Raw genomic sequence first — 17,666 nt, forward strand, 5'->3', positions numbered from 1 at the left:
GTCGTCCTTCAGAACTTGTACGCCCGATGGATCGCCACGATGCCGTTCGAGAGATTGCGCACCTCGACCTTGCCGAAGCCGGCGCGTTCCATCATGCCCTTCAGGGTGGCTTGGTCGGGGTGCTTGCGGATCGACTCGGCGAGGTACTGGTAGCTGTCGGCGTCGCCGGCGAACAGGCGGCCGAGCTTCGGCAGCACCTTGAAGGAGTGGAAGTGGTAGAGCTTGTTGAACAGCTCGCTCTGCACGCGCGAGAACTCCAGCACCAGCAGGCGGCCGCCGGGCTTGAGCACGCGGCAGATGTCGGCCAGCGCGGTGTCCTTGTCAGTGACGTTGCGCAGGCCGAAGGCCATGGTCACCGCGTCGAAGCTGTTGTCGGGGAAGGGCAGGCATTCGGCGTTGAGCTGGGCCCAGCGCAGGCCGCCGACCAGGCCGCGGTCGGTGAGGCGGTCGCGGCCCACGCCGAGCATCGCGGCGTTGATGTCGCCGACGACGACTTCGCCCTGCTCACCCAGCACCGGCTTGAGCAGGGCGGCGATGTCGCCGGTGCCGCCGGCCAGATCCAGCACGCGGTCGCCCTTGCGCACGCCGCTGACGGCGACGAAGTGGCGCTTCCACAGGCGGTGGACGCCGAACGACATCAGGTCGTTCATCAGGTCGTAGTTCTTCGCCACCGAGGTGAACACTTCGCCGACCAGCTTCTGCTTGTCGGCGACGGGCACGTCGCGGTAACCGAAATGGGTGGTGGGCTGCTCGTTCATGGCGTCATGCAATCCGATGATGGGTCGTCACAGCGGCAGGTCGCGCTGCGTGCCTTCTTCTTCCGCGTCGGCGTTCGTGGGGACGTCGGCAGGATGCGCGCGGTGGCCCTCGTGCTCGGCTTCCACGTGGCGCTGATGCAGTTCCGCACCGGCGTCGGCGGGAACGACGAGCGGCACCGGCGCGGCAGGTTCGGGAGCCGGCTCGTCGGCCGCGACCTCGCGGTCGCCGCCGGGGGTGATCTTGAGGATGGAATGGCGCATCTCGCGCGACAGGATCACCCGTGCGTCGCGCACCATGTCGTCGAGCGCGCTGTTGTAGTCGAGCTTGCCGGCCTCGTCGGTCCACACCACGCGGCGCTCGCGCAGCTTCTGGATGAAGCCGCGGAACAGCGCCTTGTCGAAGAACTCCGGCGCGTTGAGCTCGTTGAGCAGGGACAGCCGCTGCGCGGTGAGCGTGCAGGTGGTTTCCAGCTCGGTGGCGGTGAGCGCGTGCGGGCCGTGCTTGGCCAGCGCGGCGATCGCGATGTAGTAGCGCTCGAAGGCCTGGATCAGGCTGCGTGCGATGATGCGGAGCTGGAACGCGCTGTCGTCCTGGCCGGGCGCGCGTTCCAGCATGCGGCCTTCGCCGGTGGTTTCGAGCAGGCCGCGGCGCACGAAGAAGTCGATGGTGACCTGCAACTGCGCACCGAAGCCTTCCTCGTCCCAGGCCAGGAACAGCTCGCCCTGCAGGAACGGGTAGATGATGCGGCCCAGCCGCTGCACCGAGGCGCGCGACATGCGCCGGTTGTTGAGGAAGCAGCAGGCCACCCACGCGCCGGCGGCGAGCAGGTGCAGCACGTTGTTGCGGAAGTAGCTGAGCAGCACCGCCTGCTCGCCCTCGACGTCGAGCACGTCGCCCAGCGGATGCTTGACGCGGCGGATCCAGCCCATCTGCTCGCCATAGGCGATGATGCCGGCCGGGTCCGTCGGGGTCAGCGTGATGCGGTCGGAGTAGGGCAGCTCCAGCAGCAGCGACTTGGTGAGTTCGAGCTGCGCCAGCAGGTCGTTCTCGGCCATCGCGTGCTTGGGCGTGGCCAGCAGGGTGAGCGCGAGCAGGTTGATCGGGTTGACGTCGGCGGCGCGGTTGACGTTGACCTGGATCCGCTCGGCGAGCTGGTCGATCACGCCGCCCAGCCATTCGGGGCGGCTGTCGGGGTCGGCGCTGGCGCTGCGCCAGTCGGGGCTTGCCGCATCCAGCAGCGGGTTCAGCTCGATCGGCTCGCCGAAGTTGATCGTGACGTGGCCGTAGCGCTGCTTGAACAGCCCGCCGATGCCGCGCAGCAGGGCGAACAGGGTTTCCTTCTCCTTCGGCTGGCCGCTGAGCTCGCCCGCGTAGCTCTTGCCTTCCATCAGCTTCTCGTAGCCGATGTAGACCGGCTGGAACAGCACCGGCCGGCGCGGCGCGCGCAGGAACGCGCGCACGGTCATCGACAGCAGGCCGGCGCGCGGTGCCAGCAAGCGACCGGTGCGCGAGCGACCGCCTTCGATGAAGTATTCCATCGGCACGCCGCGGTCGATCAGCTGAGCCATGTACTCGTTGAAGATCACCGAGTACATCGCGTTGCCCTTGAACGTGCGGCGCATGAAGAACGCGCCGCCGCGGCGCAGGATCGGTCCGATCACCGGCAGGTTGAGGTTGACGCCCGCGGCGATGTGCGGCGGCACCACGCCGGACATGTGCAGCTGGTAGCTGAGCAGCAGGTAGTCGGCGTGGCTGCGATGGCTGGGCACGTAGACCACCTCGTAGCCCGGCGCGGCGGCGCGTGCCTTGTCGAAGTGGTGCATCGCGATGCCGTCGTACAGCTTGTTCCAGAAGTTCGACAGCAGGAACGATACAGAACGCACCACCGGGTGCGAGTAGTCGGCGGCGATCTCCAGCATCATCTTCTGCGCGCGGCGCCAGGCCTTGGCCTCGCTGATCTTCTCCTTCGCCGCGCTGGCGGCGATCGCCGCGCGCACCGGCTCGGCGCGCAGCACGTCGTCGACCACGGTGCGCCGGTGCGAGAGGTCGGGGCCGATCACCGCGGCGCGGATGCGGTGGAAATGGGTGCGCAGCACGCGCGCCAGCTTGCGCGCGAAGCGCGGTGGCGGCAGCTCGCCGGATTCGGCCAGCACCTCGCGCAGCGACACCGGCGCGGCGAAATGCACCGTGGTGTCGCGGCCGTTCAGCAGCAGTGCCAGCAGGCGGCGGAAGCGGCCCACCATCACCCAGTTCTCGGAGAACAGCACGCTGAACCAGCCCGATTCGCGGTTCGGTGCGCGGCCCACGTAGATCGACACCGGCACGATCTGGATGTCGCGCTCGGGCAGGCCTTCCAGCGATTGCACCAGTTGGCCCAGCGGTTCGTTCGGCGAACGGTGGCGCTTGCGCCCGAACAGCCAGCCGTCGCGGCGCATCAGCGCGAACACCGAGCGCCGGCGGCGGGTGCCGGCCAGCGGCTGCAGCGGGCTGGGCAGGCCGGCCTCGCGGCAGGCGCGGTCGAGGATCAGCGCGTCGGAGAAGCCGTCGCGCTCGATCACGTAGCAGACCGGCACGCCGGCCTTGAGCAAGGTGGCCGGTTCGGCCGGGTCGCGGCGGATGCGCACCCAGGGTTGCAGCAGCTGACCCGCCAGGTGGAACCACCAGGGGGCGCGGCGACGAGGGGAATCCGCGATGGAGATGTTCTGCATCCGCCTATTCTACCGGCTGGCTCGTAAAACCATGCTCGCGCGTGTGGTGGGCTGACCGGCCTCCCTTTCTCCCGGGTTGTGCCGGGGGAGACGGTGAGGGCGACGAGCGCATTGGGAGTCCGCAAGCCGCCCCCCCAACCCCTCCCACGCCAGCGAGGGAGGGGAGTCAGTTCTTCGCGGCAGTGCTGGCCGCGGGAGCCGGGAGCGCGGTCAACGCCGTGCTGCCCGCCACGGCCGGTTGCTGCTGCAGGCGTTCGTGCGCCTCGTGCACGTTGTTGATCAGCGACTCGCTGTACCAGCGGCCGTCCTGCTGCACCAGGGTGGATTCGGCGGAAAGCGGCTTGCCGAGCAAGGTGTAGTCGATCTTCACCACCGCACGGCCGTCCTTGCTGGAGAGCGTGCTGAGCTTGACCGAGTTCAGCGTGTCGTCCACCGACAGCCCGTAGATTGCCAGCAGTTGCTTGAGGCCCGCGTAACCGGTGGCGTATTTCGCCATCGCAGCGTCGAAATCCATGCTGCGCAACTGGTCCGGGCTCCTGAGGTCGAGCCTGCGCGCGGTGGCCACCACCACGCCCACGGCCTGCTTGGCCTTGGCCTGGTCGAACCACGGCACCTGCTTCGCCCACGGCACCAGCACGTCGATCAGCTGGTTCGCCTGGGTCTTCTGCTCGCCGTCCAGGTTCTTGTTCTGCGCCACGCCGTTCTTCAGCAGGGCGTCGCCCACGCTGATCATGACCGGCAGCTGGTCCTTGTACTGCTGCTCCATCTGCTTGAGCTTGGGTTGCAGTTCGGCGTAGAGCTTGTTCTCCGCGTCCGGGTCGGTGAGCTTCTGCACGGCCTCGTCGAACTTCGCCTTGTCCGCGGCGCTGACGGGCGGCTGGTTCGCGTTGTGGCGACTCCAGTCCGCGCGCAGGGTGGTGTACTCGGCCGGCGGCAGGGCGTGCTTCCACAGGCCGTTGAAGTCGCCCGCCTTGAGCAGGTCGATCGAACCCTGCACGGCCGCCTCCGGCGTGCTGCCGCCGACCTGGTTGGCTTCGTCCTGGTGGTGGCAGGCAGCCAGCGCCAGCACGGCGACGAGGGGCAGCAGGCTGCGGCGGAGGGAGCGGAAGCGCATGGGCAAGTCTCGTGGTGCGGGGAGATGGACGCGCCGACCGGCGCGGCGAAGGGTCAGGGTAAGCGGCGAGGTAAAGGTGGACAAGGGTCGATCGCAGGAATATGCGAGTGCCATATTGAAAAGTGCGGCCATGGATGGCCGCCCGTGTGACGTCCGCGATCAGGGACGATCGCAAAGGCGATGTAAAAGTGCGGCCATGAATGGCCGCCTGCTTGATCTTCGTGATCAAGATGATCGCAAAAACAAAGAAAAGCCCCGCGGGCGTAGCCTCGCGGGGCAATCCGGCGGAGCCGGTGGGAAATGGCCTTGCCTGCGGAAACGTTTCGGTCAGCAGCAGGTAGGCGAGGCAGATATTACCGGGCCGTTAAACTTGAGGCAACACTTTTGTTTTATGTTGTAACTTTATGTTTTTATTCAATTATATCGTAACGTGTCGAGCTTCTGCTGACGCCGCTGCGCCGGTGGCGCGCTCCAGTCGTTGTTGAACAGCGCCGGCTCCCAACTGCCGTAGGTGGGGTTGGGCAGCACGAACCAGCGGGTGCCGACCCAATCCATGTAGCCGGCGATGGCCTGCTTGCGGCCGGCCTCGGTGTTGGCGACGACATCGACGAAATCGCCCAGCTGGTCGCCGAACTGCATCAGCACGCGGTACTTGCGACCCACCAGTTGGCGGCGGCAACCCTTCTCGGTGCCCGCCTGCTCGCAGCCCGGCAGCACCGTGCCCAAACCGAGGAAAGCTTCGGGGCCGGACACCGGGAAGCCCAGCTTGCGCAGGTTCGCCAGGGTGGCCGTGTCGAGGTCCTGCGCGCGGTTGGAGAGGTAGATCACCGCGATGCCGTGTTCGGCGGCGTAGCGGGTGAAGGCCAGCGCGCCGGGTATGGCGCGGGCGCGTTCTTCCTTGCACCAGGCAGCCCAGCTGGCCTCGTCGTACTGGCCGCCGCTCTTCACCAGTCGGGCCTGGTAAGGCGAGTTGTCCAGCACGGTCTCGTCGATGTCCAGCACCACCGCAGGCGGCAGGCCGGCGGTGGGCGTGGCACGATCCTCCTTCGTCAGCGCGTCCCACTGCGGATCGTGCAGGGCGGCCAGCAGGCGCGACTGGGCGTCGCGGAAGGTCTGGATGTAGATCAGGTCGTGTTCGATCGCGGTCTGCGTCCACACCACCGCGTTGAGGTTGTCGTTGGCGTTGGCTGATGTCGCTGCTGCGGCGGGTGCGATCGCGGGGTGTGGGGGTGTGGCGGCGCAGCCGGCGAGCAGGGTGAACGCGGCCAGGGCCAGCGGCAGGTGAAGTCGCATGGGGCGGGGGATCTCCGGAAGGGGCGGCGAGTCTGGCAGGATTTTACGACAGAGCCGTGTCGGGGGCTGGTTGCCGCCACTGTGGACTGACAGACTGGCCGTCATCCCCCATCCCCGGAGCCCGCATGCACGATCCGACGTCCGCCGCGTCCCGCGCCAGCTCGCCCGCCATCCGCGTCACCAGCTACGTGCTGGCGGCGCTGGCGCTGTGGCTGGTGCTGCAGCTGCACCTGCTCTCCGCCCTGCTGGCGGGCCTGCTGGTGTACGAACTGGTGCAGGCGGCGGTGCCGCTGCTGGGTCGGCGCATCCCCGGCGACCGTGCCCGGATGGTGGTGGTGGCCGTGTTGGGCGCGCTGGTGGTGGGCCTGCTGGTGCTGCTGATCCTGGGCGCGATCAGCTTCTTCCGCAGCGAGCTGGGCAATCCCGAACTGCTCTGGCAGCAGCAGCTGATGCCACTGGTGGAGAAGGCGCGCCAGCAGCTGCCGGCGATGCTGGTCGACCACCTGCCCGACAGCGTGGACGACCTGCGCGACGGCGTGGTCGAGCTGGCGCGCAAGCATGCGGTCGAGCTGCAGCTGGCGGGCAAGGAGGCGGCGCGCGCGTTCGTGCACATCCTGATCGGCCTGGTGCTGGGCGCGATCGTGGCGCTCAGCCGCACCCGCCCCGCGCACCAGGTGGGGCCGCTGGCGGCGGCGCTTGGCCAGCGCAGCCATCGGCTGGCCCAGGCCTTCCGCGACATCGTGTTCGCCCAGATCAAGATCTCGCTGGTCAACACCGCGCTCACCGCGATCTTCCTGCTTGGCGTGCTGCCGCTGATGGGCATCCACGTGCCGCTGTCGAAGACGCTGGTGGCGATCACCTTCATCGTCGGGCTGTTGCCGGTGGTGGGCAACCTGCTGTCCAACACCGCCATCACGATCGCCGCGCTGTCGGTCTCGCTGGGCGTGGGCATCGCCGCGCTCGGCTTCCTGATACTGATCCACAAGCTGGAGTACTTCCTCAACGCGCGCATCGTGGGTTCGCAGATCCATGCGCGGGCATGGGAGCTGCTGATCGCCATGCTGCTGCTGGAGGCTGCCTTCGGCCTGCCCGGCGTGATCGCCGCGCCGATCTACTACGCCTATCTCAAGGGCGAGCTCGAAGCACAGCGTCTGATCTGAGGGCCTGGTTCAATCCGCCTTCCCGATGCCGGCCCCGGCCAGCAGCCAGCGCAGATCGCGCAACTGGTTCTCGTAGTGTCGCCAGTGACCCACCGCGTCGCGGTAGATCGATGTGCGCACCTGCCAGGCGTTGGGCGTGTTGACCGGCGCGGCATTGCTTTCCGGGCGCAGGCAGGCGTCGTTCCAGGGCAGCTCGCAGAAGTCCAGCAGTTCGCGTGCGGCGGCTTCCGTATTCTCGACCAGCGACTCGTACTGCACCTCGTGGATGCGTCCGGGCAGCACCTTGCGCCAGTGCGCCAGCAGGCGGTCGAACTGGATGTAGTAGCGGCCGATGTCGTCGAGGCCGAAGGAGTAGTCGTAGAACCCCGATGTCTGCTCGAACAGGTGGCGGAAGTTGCCGATGCAGGTATCCAGCGGGTCGCGGCGCAGGCAGACGATCTTCGCGTTCGGCAGCGCGCGGGCGATGAAGCCGGCGTAGAGGAAGTTGTGCGGCATCTTGTCGATGAAGCGCGGCGTCTCTCCCGTGGCCGGTCGCGTGCTGGCGAGATAGGCCGCGCCCAGCTGCTGCCAGTCGACATGGCGGGTGCGGGCGGCGATGTCCGCTTCGCCCAGCAGCGCGGCGGGACAGCCGGAGGCCCGCTGCAGCAGGGTGGGGAAGTTCTGCAGCTCGCCGGTGGAACACACGTCGGGGTGGCTGGAGAGGATGCGGTCCAGCAAGGTGGTGCCGGTGCGCGGCAGTCCGATGATGAAGATCGGCTCGCGCGTGGGGTCGCCCGTGGCGGTTTCCGCATCGGCGGCCGGAAAGGCGCGGATCAGCGCATCGAACATCGTCTCGTCGCGCGCGAACGCATAGGGCCGCATGCGCCGGCCGGCTGCCTTGCCGTGCGTGTAGTGCTTGAACGCGGCCGGATAGTCGGCAAGGTCGTCGCATTCCTTGCCCAGCGCGATGTTGAGCAGTAGCTGCGCGCCGGGATCGTCGCCGTGGCGTTGCAGCAGTTCGTGCAGCCGCACGATGTGGTTGTGTCCCGTGGTTTGCCGTTGCAGCTGGGCGAGCAGCAGGTGCGCGTACCAATGGCGCGGTTCGAGCCGGATGCAGGCTTCCAGCTCCTGCTCGGCGCCTTCGGTGTCGCCCAGCGCATTCAGGGCGTAGGCGAGGTTGAGGCGGGCGATCGCGTGCTCGGGCGACAGCACCACGGCGCGGCGGAAGGCGTTGGCCGACTGCATCAGGGCGTTGGCGTGCCGGTAGACCATGCCCAGCGTGTCCAGGGTCATCGCGTCGTTGGGTGACAGGGTCATCGCGCGATCCGCGACCAGCCGCGCCTCGCGGAACCGGCGCGTCTGCGCCAGCGCCTTCGCGTATTGCGCGACGTAGTCGGCGCGCCGCGGTTCCAGGTGGGTGGCCTTCAGCAGGTGCTCCAGGGCCTTCGGCATCTGCTGCACCTGCTGCGTCTGCAAGCAGGCGATGCCGACCATGAAATGCACGCGCGCGTCGTTCGGCGCGATGGTCAGCAACTGCACGGCGCGCTGCTGCACCCGCGGCCAGTCGTTCTGGTTGAAGGCGGCGACGAGCTTGGTATAAGCCCGGGTCGAGTCGATCACGGTATTCCCCCTGGCGCCGGGGCAGAGAGGCGGCCGGACGCCATCCACACAATGAAAGGCAGGCGCCCGATCGTCAACTAGGCGCCCGCGAGCATCGCCTTGATCCGCGCCATGTGCGATTCGGCCGTCTCGCGGGTCGTTTCCTTGTCCGCTTCCGGGTCCTTGCCCTGCCAGTGCAGGTCGCCCTGCGGCAGCTCGTGCAGGAAGCGGCTGGGCTGGTTGCCGTGCACCTCGCCGTAGCGCTTGGTCTTCGCCGACCAGGACAGGGTGAGCAGCTCCTTGGCTCGGGTGATGCCCACGTACATCAGCCGGCGTTCCTCGTCGATGCGGCCCTCGTCGATCGCGCCGTCGTGGGGCAGGGTGCCGTCCTCGCAACCCACGATGAAGACGAAGCGGAACTCCAGGCCCTTGGCAGCGTGCAGGGTCATCATGCGCACCGCGTTGCCGGGGTCGTCGCGGTCGGCGTGCGAAAGCAGGGCGAGCTGGGCGGCGAGGTCGCCGGCGCTGTCGCCCTTCTGCATCGCGCGGAACCAGTCGGTGAGTTCGCGCAGGTTGCCGAGCTTGCGCTCGCGCACGGAGACATCGGGCGTGGCGGCGGCGAGCTGGGCCGCGTAGCCGGTGCGCTTCAGGAGGCGGTCGACCAGGTCGGCCGCGCTTTCGTGCAGCGCGGCGCTGCACAGTTCGTCCATCAGCTCGGAGAAACCCGCCAGCGCGGCGGCCGGGCGCGGCGAGAGCTGGCGCAGCACGGCGTCGCTGCGGGTGGCTTCGAGCAGCGAGCAATGCTTCGTCTGCGCGAACTGGCCCAGCTTTTCCAGCGTGGTGGCGCCGATCTCGCGCTTGGGCACGTTGACCACGCGCAGGAATGCGGCGTCGTCGCTGGGGTTGGTCAGCAGGCGCAGGTAGCACAGCACGTCCTTCACCTCGGCGCGGTCGAGGAAGGAGAGTGCGCCAGTGAGGTGGTAGGGGATGCGCGCGAGGCGCAAGGCCTTTTCCAGCGGCCGCGCCTGGAAATTGCCGCGGTAGAGGATGGCGATGTCGTGCCAGCGCGTCTTGTGTTTCTCGGCCAGGGTGGCGGCTATCGAGGCGATCTTCTCGGCCTCGTGCTCGGCCTCCTTGCATTCCAGTACGCGGATCGGTGCGCCTTCCGGATGTTCGCTCCACAGCTTCTTTTCGTGGGCGTGCGGATTGTTCGCGATCAATGCGTTCGCGGCGCGAAGGATGCGCTTGCCGCAGCGGTAGTTCTGTTCCAGCTTGATCACGCGCAGGTTCGGCCAGTCGCGGCCGAGCTGGTCGATGTTCTCGGGGTTCGCGCCGCGCCAGGCGTAGATGCTCTGGTCGTCGTCGCCCACGCAAGTGATGCCGCCGCGCTCGCTGACCAGCGCCTTCAGAAGGCGGTACTGCGCGTCGTTGGTATCCTGGTATTCGTCCACCAGCAGGTAGCGCAGGCGCTCGCGCCAGACGGCGCGGCATTCGTCATCCGTTTCCAGGATGCGCAGCGGAAGGCGTATCAGGTCGTCGAAGTCCACGGCGTTGAACGCAGCGAGGCGCGCCTGGTACATCTCGTAGATCGTCGCCGCTTCGAGTTCACGCGGACTGCGCGCGGCAGCCAAGGCCTCTTCCGGCGTGAGGCCGGCGTTCTTGGCGCGGCCCAGCAGGTTGCGCAGGCCGAACAGCACGTCGGGCTTGGCACCCTTCGGTGCCAGCTCCTTGACGATGCCCTCGCTGTCGTCCGCGTCCAGCACCGAGAAGCCGCGGCGCAGCCCGGCGCGTGCGTGCTCGATCTGCAGGAATTTCAGTCCCAGCGCGTGGAAGGTGCACACGGTGAGCGCGGCGGCGTCCTCGTTCGATACCAGCTTGCCCACGCGCTCGCGCATCTCGCGCGCGGCCTTGTTGGTGAAGGTGATCGCGGCGATCTTCGACGCCGCCAGCTTCCGCCGCTGGATCAGGTGGGCGATCTTCTGCGTGATCACGCTGGTCTTGCCCGAACCGGCGCCCGCCAGCACCAGCAGCGGGGTGTCGCAGTGTTCGACGGCGGCCAGTTGTTGCGGGTTGAGCATGGAGCGAAGGCGATGTGAGGCGGCGGCCGATGGTAGCAGAGGGATCGGCAGTGGCCCGGCGGGTTACCATGCGCAATCCGGCATCCGGCGCAGCGACATGGCCAAGCTCTACTTCTATTACTCGGCGATGAACGCCGGCAAGACCACCACCCTTCTGCAGAGTGCGTACAACTACCACGAGCGCGGCATGCGCACGCTGATCCTGAAGCCGGATATTGATACGCGCGAGCATGACAGACCCCCATCCGGCCCTGTGGGCCACCTTCCCCCGCAGGCGGGGGAAGGGAAACAGACGCAGCCTGCGGCTGCGGATACCACGATGGTGGCCTCGCGCATCGGCCTCAAGGCGAACGCGCGGCGCTTCGCGGGCGAGGAGAACCTGCTCGCCCTGGTCGAGGCCGACATCGCCGCGCACGGCACGCTGAACTGCGTGTTCGTGGACGAGGCGCAATTCCTCACCCGCGCGCAGGTGTGGCAACTCAGCGACGTGGTGGACAAGTTGCGCATCCCGGTGCTGGCCTACGGTCTGCGCACCGACTTCCGCGGCGAACTGTTCGAAGGCAGCCGTTATCTGCTGGCCTGGGCCGACGAGCTGCAGGAGATCAAGACGATCTGCCATACCGGCAGCAAGGCCACCATGGTGGTGCGCGTGGACGAGCAGGGCCGCGCGGTCACCGACGGCCCGCAGGTTGAGATCGGCGGCAACGACCGCTATGTCTCGGTGAGCCGCGCCGAGTTCAAGAAGATCACCGAACAGAAAATTTGCGCCCCCGCAAATTTTCAAAATAAGTAACGGCTGTGGCTTCGAACTCCGCCGCACCCACTCAACTCCAGGCAACCCGATGACCGAAGCCCAACAACCCCCCGAGTGGCCGCGCCCCTACTGGCAACCGGGTTCCGGTGACGACGCGCTGCTGCAGTTCTACGTGTTCGGCAAGTTCGAGCGCGAGCTGGTGATCCCGGCGCAGCGTTACGGCAGCCCCGGCCTGCCCGCGGGCGTGGAGCTCAAGCGTTTCCAGAACCTCGAGCTGCGCAAGTGGGAGGGTTATCCGCTCAACGGCTCGCTGGGCGAGATCCTGCGCGAGGACGCGCCGGAAACCTTCGAGCAGGCGCGCATCGCGCCCGAGGTGCTGGTGGTGCGCGGGCAACTGGCCGATCGCGCCAGCCTGGACTACCTGCGCGACACCTTGGGCGTGCTAGCCGCCCTGCTCGACATCGGCGGCCGCGCGATCCTCGATCCGCAGATTCTCGGCCTGTTTGACGCCGAGGCGTGGCGCGAGCGCTACCTGGTGCCGGGCGGCGCGCCGCCGCGCAACCATGTGCTGATCCTGCGCAGCGACGAGCCGGGCAGCGACCGTTCCTGGGTGCACACCCGCGGCATGCGCAAGTTCGGCCGCCCCGACCTCAGCTTCCGCCAGATCCCCGCGCACGAGCTGGATCGCGCCGGCGTGCTGTGCGAGAAGCTGGTGGAGATGCAGGCACTGGGCACCCGCTTCGCGGCGGGCCAGGCGCTGGAAGTGGAGGGCATGCCGCAGGCGCTGGTCGCGCAGCCGGGCGGCCGCCTCGACGATCCGGAGTTCAACAACCGGCACGTGGAATTCCGCTGGCCGTTCTGAACGGATGCTTCAGGAAATCCGGCTGACGGTGGGGTAGCTCACCAGTTTGGGCAGCGTCAGCATGGCCGCGAACCAGCCGCCGTCCATCTCGCGTTCGACCGGCAGGCGGCGCAATGCGTAGCGATCGATCGCGTGCGCCGGGTTGGTGCCGCAGATGTAGCTGCATGCCGCGCGGTAGCCGGCCGCCATGGCTGCCTCGACCACCCGCGCGTCGAACGAGGCATCGCCGCCGACCGGGTAGGAGAGCAGCGTGACGGGCGCGCCGAGTTCGCGTTCCAGCGTGGCCCGGGAGTCGCGCAGTTCCGCGTCCAGCGCGGGCTGGGGCAGCTTGGCCAGCATGCGGTGATGCACGCCATGCGAGCCGATCTCGCAACCGCCCGCGTGCATTTCTCGCAGCTGCGCCCAGCTCATCGGGCGGCAGTCGGCATGGCCGGCTGCAGAGGGCAAGTTCCAGGCCTGTTCCAGACGTGCGATCAGCGCCATCTGGTGGTCGTCGTCGAGATCCTTCAGCCGATCCAGCACGTCGTGCGCCAGGCCCCGGCGCGCCGTGCGGTCCGCCGGCATGGACCGCATCAGGTCCAGTTCGGGCAGCGCCAGCTCGCCGGCCGGCGCGCGCAGGATCATGTGCACCAGCCAGTCGTAGGCATAGGGGCGGCCGCTGTCGATGTGCCCGGTGGAGACGAAGAAGGCGGCCGGTATCTCCAGTTCGCGCAGGACGGGAAAGGCCTGGTGGTAGTTGTCGTCGTAGCCGTCGTCGAAGGTCACCACCACCGCGTCGGGTGGCAGCCGCTCGCCGGCGTCGATCGCCGCCACCACCTGTCCCAGCGACATCGGCCGGAAGCGCCGCTTGAGCAGCTGCATCTGCTGCCGGAAGCACTCTGTCGACGCACTGACCAGGCCAAGGTCGAAATCGAAGCGATCCGGCGCGTTCACGGTCAGCACGCGGTGATAGGCCAGCAGCCGCAGGTCCCGGTACAGGCAACTGCGTGCCTGTTGCAGCAAGCGCAGCAAGCCGGCGTGGTGGCACAGCCGGCCCAGGCGCCCGCGCAGGCCGAACGGCGTTTCGCCATGCCCGGCGTGATTCAGCACGGCGACTGTGCCGGGCGATCGGCCCGGTCGGGCGCCGCCGACCGGTTCCGGACGTGCCAGCTTCGGTCGATGGCACGGCACGGGCCCGCACGCCGGCCCGCCGGCGAGGCGCCGTGGCCCGACATGGCGATGAGCGCCTCCTGCATCACATCGTGTGACACGTCGACGAACCCCCTGGCCGACTGCCGCCTGCCTGCCGGCAAGCGGGCTACCCCTGTCCAAAGTGTGATGTAAATCACGCTTTCTTGATGCATTCTATAAGCACAAGCACGTGTCCGGGGAAGCACCTGCGCAACCGGCCGCGGCACATGGGGTAGGGGGCCACCATGCCGACCAGGTCATCGATCGCATCGCTTCCCCATGGCCGGCTGGCGCCGACCATGGGTGGCGAGCGCGTGGCCGCATCGGCCGGACTCGGGCGTGCGCTACCGCCGTCACCCGCGATCGGTCGGGCGCGGCCCTGAGGAAACGAAGCGATGTGCGGCATAGCCGGTTTCCTTGGTCCCCCCGATGCACCCGCCGCGGCGCAGGCCACGCTGCAGCGGATGATTCGCACCCTGCACCACCGCGGGCCGGACGGCTACGGCTTCCATGTCGACGGCGGCGCCGGGCTCGCGCACGCGCGGCTGGCGGTAATCGACCTGGCCACCGGGGCGCAGCCAATCGCGAACGAACGGCGCAACGTGTGGACGGTGTTCAACGGCGAGATCTTCAACTACCGCAGCCTGCGCGCGGAGCTGCAGCGCCGCGGCCACCGCTTCGCCACGGCGTCGGACACCGAGGTGATCGTGCACCTGTACGAGGAGCACGGCGACCGCTTCGTCGAGCACCTCAACGGCCAGTTCGCGATCGCACTGTGGGACGCCGAGCGGCAGCGTCTGCTGTTGGCGCGCGACCGCTGCGGCGTGCGGCCGCTGTACCACGTGCGTGCGGGCGGCCGGCACTGGTTCGCCTCGGAGATCAAGGCGCTGCTCGCCGTGCGCCCGGAGCTGGCGCGGCTGGATCCGCAGGGGCTGGCGCAGGCCTTCACGTTCTGGGGGCCGATCGAGCCGGGCAGCGTGTTCGCCGGCGTCGAGTGCCTGCCGCCGGGGCATCTGCTGGCGATCGAGCGCGACGGCCGCGAGACGCTGAGCCGCTACTGGGACTGGTCGTTTCCGGAGCAAGGCGCGCCGCAGCGTCGCTGGCAGTCGGTGGAGCAGGCCGCCGGCGAACTGCGTGAACTGCTCTCCGATGCCGTGCGCCTGCGCCTGCAAGCCGACGTACCGCTGGGCGCCTACCTCAGCGGCGGCCTGGATTCCTCCGCCGTGGTGGCGCTGATGCGCGAGGCTGGCGCGGCTTCGGTGCGCACGTTCTCGATCGCCTTCGACGAGGCCGAGTTCGACGAGAGCGCGCACCAGCAGGCGATGGTGCGCCACCTGGGCTGCGAGCACACCACGTTGCAGTGCACGCGGCGGGCGATCGGCGAGGCGTTCCCCCAGCTGATCCGGCATGTCGAGTCGCCGGTGCTGCGCACCGCCGGCGTGCCCCTGATGCTGCTGGCGCAACAGGTGCGCCAAGCCGGCTACACGGTGGTGCTCACCGGCGAGGGCGCGGACGAGGTGTTTGGCGGCTACGACCTGTTCAAGGAGGCCAAGGTGCGGCGCTTCTGGGCGCGCCAGCCGGATTCGCGTTTCCGCCCGCTCCTGCTCGGGCGGCTGTACGGGTACCTGGGGAATTCGCCGGTGCGGCACGCGGCGCTGGCGCAATCCTTCTTCGGCCGCGGCATGGAGGGCCTCGATCGGCCGGTTTTCGCGCACGTGCCGCGCTGGACGAGTTCGCGGCATGCGCTGCGCTTCCTCGCGCCCGAGCTGCGCGCCGGCATCGACGGCTGGGATCCGCTGGCCTGGTACGAGCAGCGCCTGCCGCCGGCGATCGCGCGCTGGAGCCCGTTGGCGCGCGACCAGTACGTGGAGGCCAAGACCCTGCTGGCCGCCTACCTGCTGCCGTCGCAGGGCGACCGCCCCGCGATGGCGCATTCGATCGAGGGGCGCTTTCCCTTCCTCGACCATCGCGTGGTCGAGTTCGCGAACGCGCTGCCCGCGCACTGGAAGATCCGCGGCATGACCGAGAAATACCTGTTGCGCAAGGCGCTCGCCGGCCTGCTGCCGGCGGACATCCTCGCGCGCACCAAGCAGCCGTACCGCGCGCCCGACCAGTCCAGCTTCTTCGTCGACGGCGAACCGCTGGACTACGTGGCCGACCTGCTGAGCGGCGAACGCATCCGCGCCGCGGGCTGGTTCGACGCGCCCGCGGTGGGGCGCCTGTTCGAGAAATGCCGGCATGGACGCGCGATCGGCTTCGCCGACAACCAGGCCTTCGTCGGCATCCTCTCGACCATGCTGATCGACGAGTTTTTCCTGCGGCGGGCCGCCGCATGACCTTGACCGGAGCACGTGATGTCGACTGAAGCCGCGAGCGTGGAAGCGCGCGTCCGCCACTACATTCTGGAGAACCTGCTGTTCAGCGACGACGGCAGCGAGTTGCCGAACGACGCCTCGCTGCTGGACCGCGGCATCATCGACTCGACCGGCGTGCTGGAGGTGGTGATGTTCCTCGAAGAGGCGTTCGGCATCCGGGTCAAGGCCAGCGAGATGCTGCCGGAGAACTTCGACTCGGTGGACAACATCGTGCGTTTCGTCGAGCGCCAGCGGAGCGTGGCGTGAAAGACCGGATCGCGCCGCGCCGCCTGCTGCACGAGGCGCTGCTGGAACACGGCGCCGACCCGTTGCGTGCGCGGCGCACGGCGGTGGTGGTCGAGGGCAGGGCGTACAGCTACGCCGAATTGCTCGACCGCGCCCTGCGCCTCGCGGGCGCGCTGCGGGAACGCGGCGTGCAGCGCGGCGACCGCGTGGCGATCTACATGGACAACACCTGGCCCTGCGTGGTGGCGATCTTCGCGGTGCTGCTGGCCGGTGGCGCCTTCATGGTAGTCAACCCGCTGACCAAATCGGACAAGCTCGGCTACATGCTCGACGACAGCGGTGCGCGCGTACTGCTCAGCGATGGGCATATCGCGCAGGAGTTCCTGCCGCTGCTGGCCACGCGGCCCGCCTTGCGCGTCATCGCCTCGGGCAAGCTGCCTGCGGGCCACGCCATCGAGGCGTTCGACGTGGTGATCGCCGCGAGCGCGCCGCTGGCCGCGCCACCCGCCACCATCGCGCCGGACCTCGCCGCGCTGATCTACACCTCGGGTTCCACCGGGCAGCCCAAGGGCGTGATGCACACGCACCAGTCCATGCTGTTCGCGGCTGGCAGCCTGATCGAATACCTGCGCCTCGGCCCCGACGAACGCATCCTCTGCGCGTTGCCGCTGGCGTTCGACTACGGCCTGTACCAGTGGCTGATGACGGTGCAGCTGGGCGCCACCCTGGTGCTGGAACGTTCCTTCGCGTTCCCCGCCCAGGTGTTCGCGCGCATGCGCGAGTTCGAGGTGACGGTGTTCCCCGGCGTGCCCACCATCTTCGCGATGCTGCTGTCCGCGCATCGCGGCGAGCCGCTGTGCTTTCCCGCCGTGACGCGGGTGACCAACACCGCCGCCGCGCTGCCCGACGAGCAGGCGCTGCGGTTGCGCGAGATCTTCCCGCACGCGTTGATCTACAAGATGTACGGGCTCACCGAGTGCAAACGCGTGTGCTACCTCGAGCCGGAGTTGCTGGAAGCGAAGCCCGGCTCGGTGGGCAAGGCGATTCCCGGCACCGAGGTGTACCTGCGTTCGCCTGCGGGCGAGCCGGTGCTGCCGGGCGAGGCGGGCATCCTGCACGTGCGCGGCCCGCACGTGATGCTGGGTTACTGGAACCGCCCCGACCTCGGCGCGCAAATGCTGCGGCCCGGTCCGCTGCCCGGCGAGCGCGTGCTGTGCACGCACGACTGGTTCCGCATGGACGCGGAGGGCTTCCTCTACTTCGTGGGCCGCAGCGACGACATCATCAAGACCCGTGGCGAGAAGGTGAGCCCGGTCGAGGTGGAGAACGCCTTGCACGCCATCGACGGCGTGCGCGAGGCGGCCGTGGCGGGCGTGCCGGACGAGTTGCTGGGCCAGGCCATCCGCGCCTGGGTGGTGCTGCAGCCGGGGGCGACGCTGAGCCCCGGGCAGATCCGCGCGCAATGCATGAAGCGGCTGGAGAACTTCATGGTGCCGCAGCAGATCGTGATCTGCGCGGAACTGCCACGCACCGCGACCGGCAAGGTCAGCCGCAAGGCGCTGCTTGAAAATTCACCCGTCTGAAGGGCAT

The 17,666-nt window shown here is 68.5% G+C and carries 13 protein-coding genes; 6 read left to right on the forward strand and 7 right to left on the reverse strand.

The genetic code is table 11. From position 1 onward, the window contains the following. Positions 1-8: 8 nt before the first annotated feature. The 4 genes from ubiE to B0E52_RS07750 all read right to left on the reverse strand — a co-directional run bounded on the left by ubiE (position 9) and on the right by B0E52_RS07750 (position 5,874). On the reverse strand, positions 9-758 hold the full coding sequence (gene ubiE, locus B0E52_RS07735; protein ID WP_077483245.1) for a bifunctional demethylmenaquinone methyltransferase/2-methoxy-6-polyprenyl-1,4-benzoquinol methylase UbiE: 750 nt from the start codon (positions 756-758) through the stop codon (positions 9-11). A 27-nt stretch (positions 759-785) separates the two neighbouring features. Beyond that, positions 786-3,467, reverse strand: a complete 2,682-nt coding sequence (gene plsB / locus B0E52_RS07740; RefSeq protein WP_077483247.1) for a glycerol-3-phosphate 1-O-acyltransferase PlsB — start codon at positions 3,465-3,467, stop codon at positions 786-788. Between the two features lie 166 nt (positions 3,468-3,633). Continuing rightward, positions 3,634-4,581 (reverse strand): hypothetical protein, encoded by a 948-nt coding sequence (locus tag B0E52_RS07745; RefSeq protein WP_077483249.1) that lies wholly within the window; start codon positions 4,579-4,581, stop codon positions 3,634-3,636. A 414-nt stretch (positions 4,582-4,995) separates the two neighbouring features. Further along, positions 4,996-5,874: an HAD family acid phosphatase gene (locus B0E52_RS07750; RefSeq protein ID WP_077483251.1), complete on the reverse strand. Its 879-nt coding sequence runs from the start codon at positions 5,872-5,874 to the stop codon at positions 4,996-4,998. Positions 5,875-5,999: 125 nt separating this feature from the next. Between B0E52_RS07750 and B0E52_RS07755 the strand changes: the two genes are divergently transcribed. After that, complete coding sequence (locus B0E52_RS07755; protein WP_077483252.1) at positions 6,000-7,034, forward strand: AI-2E family transporter; 1,035 nt, start codon at positions 6,000-6,002, stop codon at positions 7,032-7,034. Positions 7,035-7,043: 9 nt separating this feature from the next. Here B0E52_RS07755 and B0E52_RS07760 read toward each other — a convergent pair whose 3' ends face one another. Together B0E52_RS07760 and B0E52_RS07765 are read right to left on the reverse strand one after the other, a co-directional pair. Continuing rightward, entirely contained in the window at positions 7,044-8,633 is a 1,590-nt protein-coding gene (locus B0E52_RS07760) for a sulfotransferase (protein WP_077483253.1), read from the reverse strand. A gap of 77 nt (positions 8,634-8,710) precedes the next feature. Further along, on the reverse strand, positions 8,711-10,690 hold the full coding sequence (locus B0E52_RS07765; RefSeq protein WP_077483254.1) for a UvrD-helicase domain-containing protein: 1,980 nt from the start codon (positions 10,688-10,690) through the stop codon (positions 8,711-8,713). Between the two features lie 97 nt (positions 10,691-10,787). On the opposite strand from B0E52_RS07765, the gene B0E52_RS07770 reads away from it, so the two are divergent. After that, the gene (locus tag B0E52_RS07770; RefSeq protein WP_077483255.1) at positions 10,788-11,483 is read left to right on the forward strand and encodes a thymidine kinase; all 696 of its coding nucleotides are present in this window, start codon (positions 10,788-10,790) and stop codon (positions 11,481-11,483) included. Positions 11,484-11,532: 49 nt separating this feature from the next. After that, positions 11,533-12,306 carry a hypothetical protein gene (locus B0E52_RS07775; RefSeq protein WP_077483256.1) on the forward strand — a complete coding sequence of 258 codons (774 nt, stop codon included), beginning with the start codon at positions 11,533-11,535 and terminating at the stop codon, positions 12,304-12,306. 9 nt (positions 12,307-12,315) lie between these two features. Here B0E52_RS07775 and B0E52_RS07780 read toward each other — a convergent pair whose 3' ends face one another. Continuing rightward, positions 12,316-13,395, reverse strand: coding sequence for a polysaccharide deacetylase family protein (locus B0E52_RS07780; protein WP_168174159.1), 1,080 nt, complete (start codon positions 13,393-13,395; stop codon positions 12,316-12,318). A gap of 476 nt (positions 13,396-13,871) precedes the next feature. Here B0E52_RS07780 and asnB point away from each other — a divergent pair, with 476 nt between their 5' ends. From asnB to B0E52_RS07800, 3 genes are read left to right on the forward strand one after another with little or no spacing between them, the layout of a single operon-like run. Next, positions 13,872-15,812 carry an asparagine synthase (glutamine-hydrolyzing) gene (gene asnB, locus B0E52_RS07790; RefSeq protein WP_077483258.1) on the forward strand — a complete coding sequence of 647 codons (1,941 nt, stop codon included), beginning with the start codon at positions 13,872-13,874 and terminating at the stop codon, positions 15,810-15,812. A gap of 18 nt (positions 15,813-15,830) precedes the next feature. Next, complete coding sequence (locus B0E52_RS07795; protein WP_077483259.1) at positions 15,831-16,097, forward strand: acyl carrier protein; 267 nt, start codon at positions 15,831-15,833, stop codon at positions 16,095-16,097. After that, complete coding sequence (locus B0E52_RS07800) at positions 16,094-17,659, forward strand: class I adenylate-forming enzyme family protein (protein WP_254426739.1); 1,566 nt, start codon at positions 16,094-16,096, stop codon at positions 17,657-17,659. Before B0E52_RS07795 ends, B0E52_RS07800 begins: the two co-directional genes overlap by 4 nt. The last annotated feature ends 7 nt before the right edge of the window (positions 17,660-17,666 follow it).

It is taken from the genome of Rhodanobacter sp. C06, from assembly GCF_002001105.1.
Taxonomy (GTDB): Bacteria; Pseudomonadota; Gammaproteobacteria; order Xanthomonadales; family Rhodanobacteraceae; genus Rhodanobacter_A.